The sequence below is a fragment of the Providencia sp. PROV109 genome, from assembly GCF_033681625.1.
Classification (GTDB): domain Bacteria; phylum Pseudomonadota; class Gammaproteobacteria; order Enterobacterales; family Enterobacteriaceae; genus Providencia; species Providencia hangzhouensis.
The window spans coordinates 4,416,769-4,432,646 of the sequence record NZ_CP096320.1; the positions used below are offsets into that span (position 1 = coordinate 4,416,769).

12 protein-coding genes and 1 tRNA gene are annotated in these 15,878 nt (G+C 39.8%); 7 read left to right on the plus strand and 6 right to left on the minus strand.

Going from position 1 to position 15,878, the window contains the following annotated elements; translation table 11 throughout:
• Positions 1–113: 113 nt before the first annotated feature.
• From M1F25_RS20550 to glyQ, 3 genes are all read right to left on the minus strand, one after another.
• Positions 114–190: transfer RNA gene (locus M1F25_RS20550), tRNA-Pro, on the minus strand.
• Between the two features lie 220 nt (positions 191–410).
• Complete coding sequence (gene glyS, locus M1F25_RS20555) at positions 411–2,480, minus strand: glycine--tRNA ligase subunit beta (RefSeq protein WP_004262644.1); 2,070 nt, start codon at positions 2,478–2,480, stop codon at positions 411–413.
• Positions 2,481–2,489: 9 nt separating this feature from the next.
• Complete coding sequence (glyQ, locus tag M1F25_RS20560; RefSeq protein WP_004262647.1) at positions 2,490–3,398, minus strand: glycine--tRNA ligase subunit alpha; 909 nt, start codon at positions 3,396–3,398, stop codon at positions 2,490–2,492.
• A gap of 202 nt (positions 3,399–3,600) precedes the next feature.
• Between glyQ and M1F25_RS20565 the strand changes: the two genes are divergently transcribed.
• Positions 3,601–4,164, plus strand: coding sequence for a DNA-3-methyladenine glycosylase I (locus tag M1F25_RS20565; protein ID WP_004262650.1), 564 nt, complete (start codon positions 3,601–3,603; stop codon positions 4,162–4,164).
• Between the two features lie 205 nt (positions 4,165–4,369).
• Positions 4,370–5,626, plus strand: a complete 1,257-nt coding sequence (locus M1F25_RS20570) for a valine--pyruvate transaminase (RefSeq protein ID WP_112307792.1) — start codon at positions 4,370–4,372, stop codon at positions 5,624–5,626.
• Between the two features lie 332 nt (positions 5,627–5,958).
• Here the strand turns inward: M1F25_RS20570 and M1F25_RS20575 are convergent, their stop codons facing one another.
• On the minus strand, positions 5,959–7,617 hold the full coding sequence (locus M1F25_RS20575; protein WP_136134095.1) for a putative transporter: 1,659 nt from the start codon (positions 7,615–7,617) through the stop codon (positions 5,959–5,961).
• A 391-nt stretch (positions 7,618–8,008) separates the two neighbouring features.
• On the opposite strand from M1F25_RS20575, the gene M1F25_RS20580 reads away from it, so the two are divergent.
• Positions 8,009–8,323 (plus strand): YceK/YidQ family lipoprotein, encoded by a 315-nt coding sequence (locus M1F25_RS20580; protein WP_094960895.1) that lies wholly within the window; start codon positions 8,009–8,011, stop codon positions 8,321–8,323.
• 307 nt (positions 8,324–8,630) lie between these two features.
• Here M1F25_RS20580 and M1F25_RS20585 read toward each other — a convergent pair whose 3' ends face one another.
• On the minus strand, positions 8,631–9,962 hold the full coding sequence (locus M1F25_RS20585; protein ID WP_181488857.1) for a DUF3748 domain-containing protein: 1,332 nt from the start codon (positions 9,960–9,962) through the stop codon (positions 8,631–8,633).
• Positions 9,963–10,084: 122 nt separating this feature from the next.
• Between M1F25_RS20585 and M1F25_RS20590 the strand changes: the two genes are divergently transcribed.
• Complete coding sequence (locus tag M1F25_RS20590) at positions 10,085–10,699, plus strand: trimeric intracellular cation channel family protein (RefSeq protein ID WP_004262660.1); 615 nt, start codon at positions 10,085–10,087, stop codon at positions 10,697–10,699.
• Positions 10,700–10,736: 37 nt separating this feature from the next.
• Here the strand turns inward: M1F25_RS20590 and ligB are convergent, their stop codons facing one another.
• Positions 10,737–12,464, minus strand: a complete 1,728-nt coding sequence (gene ligB, locus M1F25_RS20595; protein WP_181488859.1) for an NAD-dependent DNA ligase LigB — start codon at positions 12,462–12,464, stop codon at positions 10,737–10,739.
• Positions 12,465–12,784: 320 nt separating this feature from the next.
• Between ligB and gmk the strand changes: the two genes are divergently transcribed.
• From gmk to spoT, 3 genes are read left to right on the plus strand one after another with little or no spacing between them, the layout of a single operon-like run.
• On the plus strand, positions 12,785–13,408 hold the full coding sequence (gmk, locus tag M1F25_RS20600) for a guanylate kinase (RefSeq protein WP_004262662.1): 624 nt from the start codon (positions 12,785–12,787) through the stop codon (positions 13,406–13,408).
• A 56-nt stretch (positions 13,409–13,464) separates the two neighbouring features.
• Positions 13,465–13,740, plus strand: a complete 276-nt coding sequence (rpoZ, locus tag M1F25_RS20605) for a DNA-directed RNA polymerase subunit omega (protein WP_004262665.1) — start codon at positions 13,465–13,467, stop codon at positions 13,738–13,740.
• 19 nt (positions 13,741–13,759) lie between these two features.
• Positions 13,760–15,877, plus strand: a complete 2,118-nt coding sequence (spoT, locus tag M1F25_RS20610) for a bifunctional GTP diphosphokinase/guanosine-3',5'-bis pyrophosphate 3'-pyrophosphohydrolase (RefSeq protein ID WP_004262666.1) — start codon at positions 13,760–13,762, stop codon at positions 15,875–15,877.
• The last annotated feature ends 1 nt before the right edge of the window (position 15,878 follow it).

Below are 15,878 nucleotides of genomic sequence, written 5' to 3' on the forward strand. Positions count from 1 at the left end.
TCAACAGAGATAGGTTATTGAGTGCAAGCCAAGTTAGTCTGAAATAGTTGGGGTGAAAAATAGGAAGGGATATAAACGAAAAAACCCACCTCAATGAGGTGGGTTCTAAAATTTGGTCGGCGAGAGAGGATTCGAACCTCCGACCCACTGGTCCCAAACCAGTTGCGCTACCAAGCTGCGCTACTCGCCGAAAACGGTGTGAATAATACTGCCAAGAACGGAGATCGTCAACCCATTTTTCGCCAATTCTGTTCGTTTGCTGATAAAACCACCAAAACAGTAAGGCTTATATGCAAATTACCTTATTTTAAGTAAAAAATAAGCACTAGAATATTTTAGTGCTTATTTATCAAACAGGTTAGCGTTTATAAAAATAACGTTAACTACAAGCTAATAACCTATTTTTAAGGCTATTGAAGCAAAGAAATATCCGCTACTTTTAAGAACAACTCACGTAATTGGCTTAATAGCGTCAAACGATTAATACGAACCGCTTGGTCTTCATCCATTACCATAACATTTGCAAAGAATTCATCTACGATATCGCGTAAAGAAGCTAATTCAACTAAAGCCTCTTGATAATTCCTTTCTGCAAACATTGGCGCAAGTTTATCTTGCAATACCACAACATGGGTCGCAAGTTTGACTTCTTCAGGTGTTTTTAGAACAGAAGCTAAAACGTTATCAGCCAATTTTTCTTCTGATTTGCTCAGAATATTGGAAACACGTTTATTTGCCGCTGCAAGTGCCTGCGCCTCTTCTAATGAACGGAAGTGAGTAACAGCTTTCACTCGTGCATCAAAGTCAGCAGGTTGTGTTGGATGACGAGCTAATACCGCTTGGATGGTATCAATACTATAGCCTAATTCTTGATACCAAGAACGGAAACGACCAAGCATGAACTCGACAACGTCATTAACCACATTTTTATTGGTTAATTTATCACCGTATAAACGAGCTGCTTCTTCTGTCATTTCAACAAGATCAAGCTGGTAGCCTTTTTCTACGATGATGCGTAAGACACCTAATGCAGCACGGCGCAAAGCGAATGGGTCTTTATCGCCTTTAGGATGTTGGCCAATACCAAAAATACCAGCAAGCGTATCCATTTTTTCAGCCAATGCTAATGCGGCTGAAACATCAGTCGATGGAAGTGCATCTCCAGAAAAACGCGGTTGGTACTGCTCTTTTAAAGCTAATGCAACGTCTTCTGACTCACCATCATGGCGTGCATAATGCATTCCCATAACGCCTTGAGTGTCTGTGAATTCAAACACCATATTAGTCATTAAGTCACATTTTGCTAATAAACCAGCTCGTGTCGCATGGTTTACATCTGCACCAATTTTGTTTGCAATCCAGCCAGCTAATGCTTCTAAACGGTCAGTTTTATCACGCAGTGTACCTAATTGTTTTTGGAACAATACAGTTTCTAAGCGTGGTAAGTTATCTTCCAAACGTTGTTTACGGTCAGTTTTAAAGAAAAATTCGGCATCGGCTAAACGCGGGCGTACAACTTTTTCGTTACCTGAAATAATTTGCTGAGGATCAGAAGACTCAATATTTGCCACAAAGATAAAATTAGGCATTAACTTGCCCGTCTTATCATAAACTGGGAAATATTTTTGGTCCCCTTTCATGGTATAAACTAGCGCTTCTGAAGGAACATCTAAGAATTTCTCTTCAAATTTAGCTGTTAAAACGACCGGCCATTCAACCAATGAAGTCACTTCTTCAAGCAAACTATCTGTTAAGTCAGCTTGACCACCAAGAGCCTGAGCCGCTTTTTCCGCATCTGCTTTAATAACCGCTTTACGTTCTGCGTAATCCGCCATGACTTTACCGCGTTCACGTAAAATGGCTGGATATTGTTCCGCATTATCAATAGTAAATTCAGATTCACCCATGAAACGGTGACCACGAATTGTGCGCCCGCTCTTAATACCTAAAATTTCGCCATCAATAACATCACTACCCAGTAACAATGTTACCGTGTGCACAGGGCGAACAAATTGTGTGTCCTTATCTGCCCAACGCATTAATTTAGGTATAGGTAATTTGGCCAATGCACGGCTAACCATATCAGCCAGTAATTCACTGACTGCCTGCCCTTTCATTTGGGCACGATAGAGTAGCCACTCGCCTTTATCCGTGGTCAAACGCTCAGCTTGATCAACGGTAATACCACACCCGCGAGCCCAGCCTTCAGCGGCTTTAGTTGGTTGGCCATCTGGACCGAATGCTTGAGAGATAGCAGGGCCGCGTTTTTCAATTTCACGGTCTGGCTGTGAAGCCGCTAAATCAGCGACTTTAAGTGCTAACCGGCGAGGAGCAGCAAACCACGTTACTGCACCATGAGCAATATCTGCCCCATCAAGTTCAGCCGTAAAATTTGCAGCAAATGATTCAGCTAATGAACGAAGAGCCTTCGGCGGTAACTCTTCGGTGCCGATTTCCACAAGGAAAGTCTGTTGAGTCATGACAGCCTCTTAGTTCTTATGACACATAGGGAATCCAAGCGCTTCACGAGAAGCATAATACGCTTCTGCAACCCCTTTGGTTAGGGTACGAATACGTAAGATATAGCGCTGGCGTTCAGTAACAGAAATGGCTTTACGTGCATCGAGTAAGTTGAAAGTATGAGCCGCTTTCAAGATACGTTCGTATGCAGGTAGTGGAAGTGGCGTTTCCAAAGCCAGCAAGTGTTGAGCTTCTTTTTCGTACTCTTCAAAGCATTTGAAAAGAAAATCAACATTTGCGTATTCAAAGTTATAGGTTGATTGCTCAACTTCGTTTTGATGATAGATATCACCATAGGTAGTTTTACCCAATGGGCCATCACACCAAACAAGGTCATACACGCTGTCCACGCCTTGGATATACATCGCTAAGCGCTCTAAACCGTATGTAATTTCACCTGTTACTGGTTTACACTCAAGACCACCGACCTGCTGGAAGTAAGTGAACTGAGTAACTTCCATCCCATTAAGCCACACTTCCCAGCCTAATCCCCAGGCACCTAATGTTGGGTTTTCCCAGTTATCTTCAACAAAACGAATGTCGTGAACTGTTGGGTCAACACCTAATTCTTTTAAAGAACCAAGGTATAACTCTTGGATATTGTCTGGTGATGGTTTGATGATCACCTGAAACTGGTAATAGTGTTGTAGACGGTTTGGGTTTTCACCATAGCGGCCATCAGTTGGTCGACGAGATGGTTGAACATAAGCCGCTGCAATAGGCTCAGGGCCTAATGCGCGCAAACACGTCATTGGGTGAGAAGTTCCAGCGCCGACTTCCATGTCCAATGGTTGAACAATGGTACAGCCTTGACGCGCCCAGTAGTCCTGTAATGTCAGGATAAGACCTTGAAAGGTTTTGGTATCAAACTTTTGCATGTTAGATCCGCACGCGATACGTAAAATTTAATGAAAGTACGCCAGTATACCCTTTGACCGCAAGATATACAGCATTGAATATGCCTGTATTTATTCTAAAAATAAAAAAAAATACTTTCACCCCTTTTAAGCTGGTTATTTATACAGTATAAATAGTTTGTTTTTTGAAGCAAACCAATTACCATTGTAAAAAGGATGAAAAATGGATACCGCACTAACACGTTGCCATTGGGTCAATCAAGATCCTGAATATATCGCTTATCACGACCATGAATGGGGTAAACCCACTTATGATAACTTAACGTTATTTGAAATGATCTGCCTTGAAGGCCAACAAGCCGGGCTCTCTTGGTACACCATTTTAAAAAAACGCCAAGGATATCGTGATCTATTTCATCATTTCGACCCTGAAAAAATTGCATCAATGAATGAAGACGATATTGAGCGACTCATGCAAGATACTCGGATCATCCGTAATCGATTAAAAATTAATGCAATTATTGCAAATGCAAAAGCTTATTTAGCCATGAAAGAAAATGGTGAAGACTTCTCCACTTTTATTTGGCAATTTGTTAATGGCCAACCCATTATCAACGGTTGGGAGCTCTCATCACAAGTTCCTGCGGAAACAGAACTTTCTAAGCTTCTCTCCAAAGCGCTCAAAAAACGTGGGTTTAAATTTGTCGGCTCAATTACTTGCTACGCCTTTATGCAAGCAACTGGCATGATAAATGACCATTTAGTGAATTGTTGCCAATTTAAATAAATTAGTTTTTATCGGTGTAACTCATCGAGTAAAAAGAAAAATAAACCACCAAAGCATTAACATTGCAACACTTTACACTACTAAATATATTCATCTTGATATTTTATCTTAATAAAAGATAGAAATTGGTGGTTGAACTCTGAGGTGCAGCGGAGTATGTTTTAAATTCCATTAACAATCTAATAAATATATGTGAATAAATGCGATGATATTTTCTAAATTTGGCAATAAATTTGCTAAAAATTCAGGTATTTCATTATTAATGAAAGACTTGAATGAAGGCATAAGAACCCCTGGCTCCATTATGTTAGGGGGAGGAAATCCTGCTCATATCCCTGAAATGGATAAGTATTTCCAAGATCTGTTAGCTGAGATGTGTGCTCATGGCCAATTGACGGACACTTTATGTAATTATGATGGTCCTCAAGGTAAAGATGCCATGTTGAAAGCGCTTGCAGCAACGCTAAAAGCAAAACTAGGTTGGAATATTAGCGCGAAAAATATTGCCCTATCTAACGGCAGCCAGAGTGCTTTTTTCTATCTATTTAACTTGCTAGCCGGTCGCTTTGAAGATGGTATCACCCGTAAAGTGCTATTTCCTCTTGCCCCTGAATATGTCGGTTATGCAGACTCAGGTCTTGATGATGGCTTATTCGTCGCGAATAAGCCACAAATAGAATTTTTACCTAATGGTCAATTTAAATACCGAGTCGACTTCAACACATTAGAGGTTACTGATGATATTGGGGTGATTTGTGTGTCTCGCCCAACAAATCCGACTGGTAATGTCATTACTGATGAAGAAGTTGAGCATTTAGACCAACTAGCTAAACAACATAATATTCCACTACTAATAGATAATGCTTATGGTGTTCCTTTCCCTGGCATTATTTTCAGCGAAGCTACGCCATTTTGGAACGAAAATGTCATTCTTTGTATGAGTTTATCTAAACTTGGTTTACCAGGAACTCGATGCGGCATTATCATCGCTAACGAAGAAATCATTGAAGCTGTTAGTAATATGAATGGCATCATCAGCCTTGCTCCTGGTGGCATAGGCCCTGCGCTTGCCTTAGAAATGCTTAAAAAAGATGACCTTATCTCGTTATCTAAAAATGTAATTGGTCCTTTTTATAAGCAGCGTGTAGAAGAAGCCATCGAAATTATTCGCCGCTATATCCCAGAAGATAAGTGTTTAATTCATAAGCCAGAAGGTGCCATTTTCCTCTGGTTATGGTTTAAAGACCTACCAATTAATTGCTTAGAATTATACCAACGCTTAAAAAAACGTGGTGTATTGATGGTTCCCGGCCATTACTTCTTCCCTGGTATTGAACAGGATTGGCCACATGCGCATCAATGTATGCGTATGAACTATGTCCCTGAGCCAGAAAAAATTGAACAAGGGATCAAGATATTAGCTGAAGAGCTTGAAAAAGCTTATCAAGAAGTGACCTGCTAGTTGTGAAACGACAAGGTACTTTTAGCCCTGTTATTGCAATATTTAGGTAAAAAAAAAAGCCCTTTCATATAGAAGGGGCTAAAAATTAGCGAGAACTCCGTAATTGAAATCAAATTAATTTTTCAATACGAATATCATTCAAAACTATTAGAACATCTTTTCTATTTGGTTATTGCTTAAACAAAAGCACTTTTTGCCCCTATATATCGTGATACCTTTCATTACTGCCTTATACATCAAACATCAAAGTCCAAATATCATATTGAAAAAGCTATAATTTTAGAAATTTCAATAGAATTTCTGCTATTCATCGGTTTAACAATCACATCTAGCTAAACCGCCCAAAATAAAATAGCCAGCAATTGTGGAGAAATAATTCTTAAAAACATCGCTAATGGATAAACCGTTGCATAAGACAATGCCGGAGCACCGCTGGCCGCATGAATATTATTTGCAAAAGCCAGTGCAGGAGGGTCTGTCATAGAGCCCGCTAGCACCCCACAAAGGCTCAAATAGTTCATTTTGCCAAAAATTCGAGCTACAACACCTGTAATAAATAGTGGTACAAACGTAATCAATAGCCCATAACCAATCCACGTTAGCCCATCACCTTTAATTAAAGTATCAATGAAGCCACCACCAGAATTGAGCCCAACAACAGCGAGGAACATGACGATTCCCAGTTCTCTCAGCGCTAAGTTTGCACTCGGAGGCATAAACCAATATAAACGCCCTATAGTCCCTATACGACCGAGAATTAGAGCAACAACCAGTGGCCCTCCCGCTAATCCTAGTTTCAGTGCGGCAGGAAAACCAGGAACAAAAACGGGTATTGACCCCAGCACAACTCCAAGCCCTATCCCGAGGAATACAGGTAACATTTGAACTTGCTGTAGTTTCTGTTTCGCATTACCTAACAAAGCGGTGACGGCTTCGATTGACTCAGGACGTCCAACAATATTTAAAATATCACCAAATTGTAAAACCGAATTGTTATTAGCAACTAAATCAATACCAGTACGGTTTAATCGTGTCACAACAACATCATATTTTTGTTTTAAGTTTAAGTCTTTCAGCCTTTTACTTAGTACAGCATCATTCGTCACCACCACACGAACGGAATGCAAAATAGAGCTTGATGTCGACAAGGATACGTCAACTTCCTCACCTAATATTAAACGAACTCTATTTAAATCATCTTTTAAACCAACAACGTGCAATAAGTCACCTAAATGAATTTCTGTGGTAGGCTGAGGAACAACCAGCATGTCCCCACGTTTTAATCTTGAGCAAACAATAGCTTCACTACCAAGCAGTGGGATGTCTTGCATCATTAAGCCATCAAGATTGGCGTTACGAATGGCAATGTTCATAGTCTGCAGAGAGTCGCGCTGTTGAAAAGTAGAACTATTAAATGCAGAAGCTTCTTTCTCTACTGAAATTCTAAAGATAATGCGTACTAACCACATCACCAATAAGATGCCACAAATCCCCATAGGGTAAGCCATGGCATAACCCATCCCCATCTGGCCAACAAGATTAGGGTCAGATCCTAAGTCAGTTAAAATTTGCTGACCAGCACCTAAAGATGGCGTATTCGTTACCGCCCCTGAGAAAATACCTAAGATAATCGGTAATGGAATATTCGCGACTTTATATATGATTGCTGTTACCACCGCGCCTAAGACAACGACCATCAACGCAAAGCCGTTTAGTTTCAGCCCAGAAACGCGTAGAGAAGAGAAAAAACCAGGCCCAACCTGAATACCTATTGTGTATACAAACAGTATCAAGCCAAATTCTTGAATAAAATGCAGCATGTCTTTATTAAGTTGCAAGCCATAACTTTGGGCGAAGTGTCCAACAATGATCCCCCCAAATAGAACACCACCAATCCCTAGCCCAACGCTCCGGATCTTCCAATTTCCAATCCATAGCCCTAAAGCAGCAGCTAACGCCAACAAACTTACAGTAAGAGCTAATTCACTCATAGACCGCATCCTTTTGACGACAAGTTACCCGTTAAACACACCCAAATAGGTGATAAAACATACTACTGAATCGATTATGCCAAATAGCATAAGGGTAATATGTGCCATAGAGCACAGTTCAGAAGGAATAAATGATCTATTTTTTTAGAATTTTCAACCTGATAACAAATATAAAATAGTATGTCTTTATTTCTTAACGTTATTTATCATTCATCGAAATAGCTACCTAAGACAAACATTTTTAGTTAATAGCTACAAGTAAACTATTAACTAAAAAAATACATACGGTTAAATAAAATAATAATACGACACCATTATTGTGAATTTCTTGTTTTTAGTTATTATAAGTAAATATTGGGGACGACAAACTAAATACAGGTTAACAATGTCTATGCCGAGTTTAATTTCAATACGATTATATTTTCTTATCGCACCTCTTATTTTGAGTGGTTGCTCCAGTATTATGACTCATGCAGGCCCATCAGAAGGTTATTACCCTGGTTCGAAAAACAGTATTAAAATGATTAAAGATGATGAGACCGGCTGGGTTGTTAAACCTTTACTTGCTATTGATTTACCCTTTTCTGTTGTTATGGATACTCTTTTAATTCCTTTAGATTACGCAAAATCGGGTAATGATGATAAAGCAGACTCACCCAAAAAACGCATAGAAGAACTTGAAAAGAAAGATAAAACTAAAAAGTAATTCAGGCTCAATCAAACGTTTGTAATTAAAATTTCACTGTGTATTAACTGTATTTATGAATACATTATTTTTTAATCTAAGATCTGACCAATCATTTATATAATATCTGTTTAATTATTATCTTATTATGATAACCATCTCCTTAACTTAAATATTCTATTCTGTTTATAAGTATTTTTGCACTCATTACATGAATAATTAACAATTAAATTTTTTAAATGCTAATCAGAGAAAAATAAAAACAGTCACAGATAAAAAAAAGCTTATCAATACTTTTTTTATTCGTGACTGTAGTAACATAATTATTTTATTTGCTGTTTAAACCCGTTTCTACGGTATAAATTTGCCTAAATCCATCAATATCTCGCATAAACGCAATCAATTCATCATTAGGTGAAAATACAACGGAATCAGCAACAGGAGCAAGTTCAGTACGCTGCGTTAATTTTTGTATGGCTCCGCTTACGACGTGACAATACACGACACTATTGTCACAAATAAAGCAAATGTGCTCACCTTTACTATCCCAGCTAAAGGCAGACTGGACTGGTGAAGAACCCTGAGTTATCTGCCTTTGCACTCCAGTTAGCGTATCAACTAACCACAATTGAGCATTACCGTCATCATCATTCATCAAACAAGCGATTGATTTACCATCTGGCGAAGTTCTTAGCCAATGTCGTGGCTGCTTCGCTAAACCAGGAAATTTTTTATCGTGTGTATAAGTTAAACGCCTTTGCTGTATACCTTTTGGTGGGGAAGGCATGCTTGATTCTGTTCCTTGGATAGGAGATTCCCCCGCAATCATGTAATCCTCAAGCTGTGAAGGTAGATCAACAATATAGATCTCAGGAATAATTTCTCCATTTGTAGAATGAGTGTCACCAATAAACACCAGCGCTCTTTCTTGCCACTCTCCATTCTCTTTTTGATAACCTTTTTGACCTACCCAACCCTCTTCATATGCACGGCTAATCTCATCGCTGCTAGGCTTAGGCTGTTGCGTTGTTCGCGTCAAAACACAACAAAAGTAATCGCCACTATATTCTCGAAAATGTATTTTAGGACTCACATTAACGGGCCCAATAGGTACTGCAATTGCCACATTTCGTTGGTCTAATTGCACATCTAATTCATGCATTACATGGTCATTATAGGTAAAACTCAACCACTTTCCGTCTGGACTAAAAACATGGACATGAGTCCCCCCACGCAACGCCCCCACTAAATACGGAGGGGTAATGCACATTGCATCAATTGGGTGAGCTACATTTAATTGGTCTTCTTTAACATACACCCCTCTTCGATGGTGAAAGTCATATTGCCACTGTTCATCAGGGTACTCAGGGCCATGGATAAAAGCATATTGAGTTGGCAGTTGAGGACTTACCGTTACCACTCCAACATGAGCCCCATGACTTGCACGATAAACCTCAACGACTTGTAATGTTTTTACATGAATTTTTTCTATAGATAAACCTGTAAAAGAACTACCGCTCGGCCGTATATCATACGCTAACCACTGGCTGTCTGGAGTCCAGATATTAATATTCGTTAGTTGGTGGCTTCGTTTATCATGCGTTAAACGTGTTTCTTTATAGGGCAATTTATTATTCAATCTGTTATCCTTTGACATCATTTAATATCGCTATCGGATTACTTTAACTAATCTAGTTTAATCAATACTAGAAAATCTCAGTCGAGAAGTTTCATAAGTAATATTACCCTTTAGCAATAACCTTAATCTCGAACAAAACTACCATGTTATTAAGTGTACTTTATATTATTGGTATCACCGCAGAAGCCATGACTGGAGCACTTGCGGCTGGCAGACGAAAAATGGATGTCTTTGGCGTCATTATTATTGCGTCCGCGACGGCAATTGGTGGTGGTTCCGTCCGTGATATCTTACTTGGCCATTACCCCCTAGGTTGGGTGGAACATCCTGAGTATATCCTGACTGTTGCAGGCGCTGCGATTGTGACAATCTGGATAGCCCCTATGATGAAACATTTACGCCGATTATTCCTCATATTAGATGCTATCGGACTAATTGTGTTTTCTATACTTGGCGCCCAAATAGCACTCGATATGCACTACAGCCCAATCATTGCAGCTATTGCAGCAGTGATTACTGGCGTTTTTGGTGGTGTGTTAAGAGACATGCTGTGTAACACAATCCCTTTAGTTTTCCAAAAAGAAGTCTATGCTGGCGTTTCTTTCGCTGCCGCTTGGATCTATATTGGCCTATTACAAACGCCTTTACCTAAAGATATCGTGGTTATTATCACACTCGTTGTTGGCTTGAGTGCAAGGCTAATAGCCATTCGTTATCGTCTCGGTTTGCCTATTTTTAATTACGAAAACCAAGATTAATCTAATCAATAAAAGAGTTTCAGCCATTAATGATTTACTATTGATGGCTTTCTATTGGTGGCTGAATCGCTTTCATGTCAGACAATATACGTAAAATAGATTCAATTTCTGGTTCCGCTAGCCAATTAGCTAATTTTTTCTTTTGCAGCTTCGTCAAATTTAGACTGTTAACCCATGATGGGTCATACAACATACCTATGTCAGTCACTTTCCCTACTTGTAATTTAGTTAGTGGAATTGCGAGACCTTTTAACCAAAGCGAAATAGGTTGATCCTTTGCCATTTTCAGTTGCTTTACTAACATTTGGTGTTTTTTACCTTTCGATAAATCGCTTTGCCATTGTTCTGACAACCAAGTTGTTAATCGAGTTAGGTTATGGTTTTCTACCCACTGGCGCCATGTAGCCTCACTTATTCCTCGCATACGTAGTTGTTTACCTAACCACGTTAACCTTGCGACAAACTGCTGTGAGCAAACTTCAGTATAAGTAAGACAACTTAGTGAGTGAAACTGTTTTAAGGTTGATGTCTCTGGATATTCGCGTTCCTCTCGTCGCCAAATAACGTCTTCAATCTTTGGACTTCCTAGCCCTGAAAGAGAGACAAGTATTTTATCTCCAACAAGTAAATCTCGTTTTTCCCATGATGATAATGATCCAGCATTTACCTTTGAAATAGTTTTCGAGTCAATATTGATGGGGGTTATGCTAGCTACAACACTAATTCTCCCGGTCCTTCCTATATTGAACTGAAGCTTAGTTACCTCTGATAGCACACTGCGTAATGGATATTTCCATGCAATCGCCCAACTATTTTGTTTTGATTGCCAGGCTGCTGCTGCTGGCGCTGGAAAATTTTTAAGCACTATGCCATCTGTAGCAAATGGTAATTGCCCTTGATAATAGTATTCCCTTAGTTGCTTAGCTTGAATCTTATTTTCAATTTTATGGCTATATTGTTCAGCAAGCGGAAAACCTATCTCAGAAAGTAATGTTAACTGTGTTTTTGGATTAGCATCCCCCGCAGGCCATGCCCAAATAAAAATACCAATATTTTCTTCAAGGGCAGTTGGCTCATTTTTTCGCATTAACCACCCCGCAATCTTATTACGAGCGTTCACTCCCCCACTTTTAGCTTGAATATGTCCATTCATACGCCAAAATAATTCGCCTTGAAGGACTAACATGCCTGAATATTTGATTTGTTTGGGTATCGCAGGAATAAAATCTGCTTTTGCCCGCCACTCGATTCCTTCAACACTATTTCCTCGGCTAATCATGGAAATAAGCTTGCCATTTTTATAAACCAACGTTACTGCTACACCATCAACTTTAGGTTGTAGCCAGATATTTTTACGTGTTTCTATCCAGCTATAAACTTCTAATTCATTGAGTTTCTTTAACCCTGTATGAGGAATGGGATGCATAGTTAGCTGTGATTTTTCAGGTAATAGTACTTCTGGCAATTCTTCGGGAAGTTGCTGGCATCGTTGTAAAGAACGCCATAAATTAAATAGCTGGTCATAAGCTTCATCACTAATGGAACTGCTACCCGCCAGACGGTAAGCTTGGTTCCACAGTTGTAATTGTTTTCCTAACCGATGACTTTCCTGACTTATTATTTTACTATTTTGTTTTTCACACGGTTTATTAACGGCAATTTGCTGCGTTGCTTGAGCAACATTAATACACACCATTACCCCAACAATTAACCCACTTAGTCTATAAACTGACGCGAACCAATAACCATACAAAATATAAATCATAACTATTCCTTGTTATTACCAATCCATTAAGATGTTACTCTTTTAAAGCATTTTCTCCTCAGTTGCTAAGCATCAAACAACCTCTCAAAGTCTTCATCCTCAAAAGAAGTTGTTTGCAAAAGGCTTCGCAAAACTAATGATGCTTTCATGAGTAATAAGTTAATTTCTCGAGCCCGTTCACAATTTAGTTACTAATCAAATTCATTTAATTAAAATTCATGATTTATTGATATCGCTGCATGTTGATGCAAGTCCGTGTATACTATGTCGGGTTTATCACCATCTTTTATGTTTAATCCTCGACTATTCAAGAAATCATCATGATACAAGGCACGTTATATATTGTTTCTGCCCCTAGTGGAGCAGGGAAATCAAGTCTGATTCAGGCTTTATTAAAAACACAACCATTGTATGACACACAGGTTTCCGTTTCTCATACAACTCGAACTGCACGTCCAGGAGAAGTCCATGGCGAGCACTATTTCTTTGTATCTGAAACTGATTTTTTACAAATGGTCGACAAAGGTGAATTCCTAGAGCACGCATGCGTTTTTGGGAATTATTATGGGACGTCCAAACCTATCATTGAAGATGTATTAAATAGTGGTGTTGATGTTTTTCTTGATATCGATTGGCAGGGAGCGCAGCAGATAAGAGCCAAAATGCCTGAGGCACGTAGTATTTTCATTCTCCCACCATCAAAAGATGAACTTTATCGCAGACTGCGTGGTCGTGGGCAAGACAGCGATGAAGTTATTGAAAAACGCATGTCACAAGCAGTAGGTGAAATTGAACATTTCAACGAGTATGATTACCTTATTGTTAATGATGATTTCAATACCGCACTGAGCGATTTACAATCTATCATCCGTACTGAGCGTTTAAAATTAGGGCGTCAAGTTCAACGACATGATGCTTTAATCAGCAAATTACTAGCAGACTGAGAATAGTTTCAGTATCATATCAGGTCATTTTTTTATTTCTTTGGAGTAGCACATTTATGGCACGCGTAACTGTTCAAGACGCAGTAGAAAAAATTGGTAACCGCTTTGACCTCGTATTGGTTGCGGCACGTAGAGCTCGTCAGTTACAAACGGGTGGAAAAGACCCTTTAGTTCCTGAAGAAAATGATAAATACACTGTTATCGCATTACGTGAAGTAGAAGAAGGCTTAATCAACGGTCACATTTTAGATGTGCGTGAGCGCCAAGAACAGCAAGAGCAAGAAGCGGCTGAAATGCAAGCAGTTTCTGCAATCGCTGAAGGTCGTCGCTAATCACTAAGGTGGGTCTGCCTTGTATCTGTTTGAAAGCCTTAATTTAGTCATTCAAAAGTATCTTCCTAAAGAACAAATTGAATTACTAAGAAAAGCCTATGTTGTTGCTCGGGATGCCCATGAAGGACAGACCCGTTCAAGTGGTGAGCCTTATATTACTCACCCAGTTGCTGTTGCTTGTATTCTTGCTGAGATGCGTTTGGACCATGAAACACTAATGGCAGCGCTACTTCATGATGTGATTGAAGATACTCCAGCGACATTTCAAGATATAGAAGAATTGTTTGGTACCACCGTCGCCGGTCTCGTCGAAGGTGTATCCAAACTAGACAAGCTCAACTTTCGCGACAAAAAAGAAGCCCAAGCAGAAAACTTCCGCAAAATGATCATGGCGATGGTAAAAGATATCCGTGTCATTTTGATAAAACTGGCAGACCGCACTCACAACATGCGCACGTTGGGTTCACTTAGGCCCGATAAACGTCGGCGCATTGCACGTGAAACCCTTGAAATATATAGCCCGTTAGCCCACAGGCTAGGTATACACCACATCAAAACAGAGCTTGAAGAGCTGGGTTTTGAAGCGTTATATCCCAACCGTTATCGTGTTATTAAGGAAGTCGTCAAGGCTGCTCGCGGTAACCGAAAAGAGATGATCCAAAAAATTCTCTCGGAAATTGACGGTAGGCTAACCGAGGCAGGAGTTCCTTGTCGCGTAAGTGGCAGAGAAAAACACCTTTATTCCATCTATCGCAAAATGCACCAAAAAGAGCAACGTTTCCATTCCATTATGGATATCTATGCTTTTAGGGTAATTGTAAAAGATGTGGATACTTGCTACCGCGTTTTAGGTCAAATGCATAGTTTATACAAACCGCGTCCGGGGCGTATTAAAGACTATATTGCTATCCCTAAAGCTAACGGCTATCAATCGCTACATACCTCATTGATTGGGCCACATGGTGTTCCTGTCGAAGTGCAAATTCGCACAGAAGACATGGACCAAATGGCTGAGATGGGGGTTGCTGCGCATTGGGCATATAAAGAGCAAGGCGAACAAGGTACAACAGCACAAGTTAGAGCTCAACGTTGGATGCAAAGTCTACTTGAGTTACAACAAAGTGCAGGTAGCTCGTTTGAATTTATTGAAAGCGTTAAATCGGATCTATTTCCAGATGAAATCTACGTTTTCACCCCTGAAGGCCGCATTGTTGAGTTACCTACTGGTGCCACACCTGTTGACTTTGCCTATGCGGTGCATACAGATATTGGTCATGCTTGCGTGGGCGCGCGTGTTGATCGCCAGCCTTACCCACTTTCGCAATCCCTTACGAGTGGCCAAACTGTCGAAATTATTACCGCACCGGGCGCACGGCCAAATGCAGCATGGCTCAATTTTGTTGTCAGCTCAAAAGCGCGGGCCAAAATTCGCCAGTTATTGAAAAACTTAAAACGTGAAGATTCTATTAATTTAGGTCGCCGTTTACTCAACCATGCGCTAGGGGCAGGAAATAAACTTACTGATATCCCTCAAGCTAATATTGATGCAGAATTGGCACGCATGAAGCTGCACTCTATCGATGATTTGCTTGCTGAAATTGGGTTGGGTAATGCAATGAGTGTGGTTGTCGCACGTAACCTACAGAACAATCCACAAAATACACCTGAAGAACAAGTGTTAGTTGAAAGCCGGAATAAACTCTCTATCAAAGGTGCTGATGGTGTTTTAATCACCTTTGCAAAATGTTGTCGTCCTATTCCTGGTGACCCAATTGTTGCACATATTAGTCCTGGTAAAGGTCTCGTTATTCATCATGAATCCTGCCGCAACATTCGTGGTTATCAAAAAGAACCTGATAAATTTATGGCTGTTGAATGGGACAACGACACTGATACCGACTTTATCGCTGAAATTAAAGTGGATATGATTAATCACCAAGGTGCTTTAGCGAATTTAACTGCCGCCATTAATGACGCCAATTCAAGTATTCAAAGTATGAATACAGAAGAAAAAGATGGCCGTGTATATTGCGCTTTTATTCGCCTTACAACTAAAAACCGAGTTCAATTGGCAAATGTGATGCGGAAAATCCGTATTATGCCTGACGTTCTACGTGTTAGCCGAAACCGTAATTAAC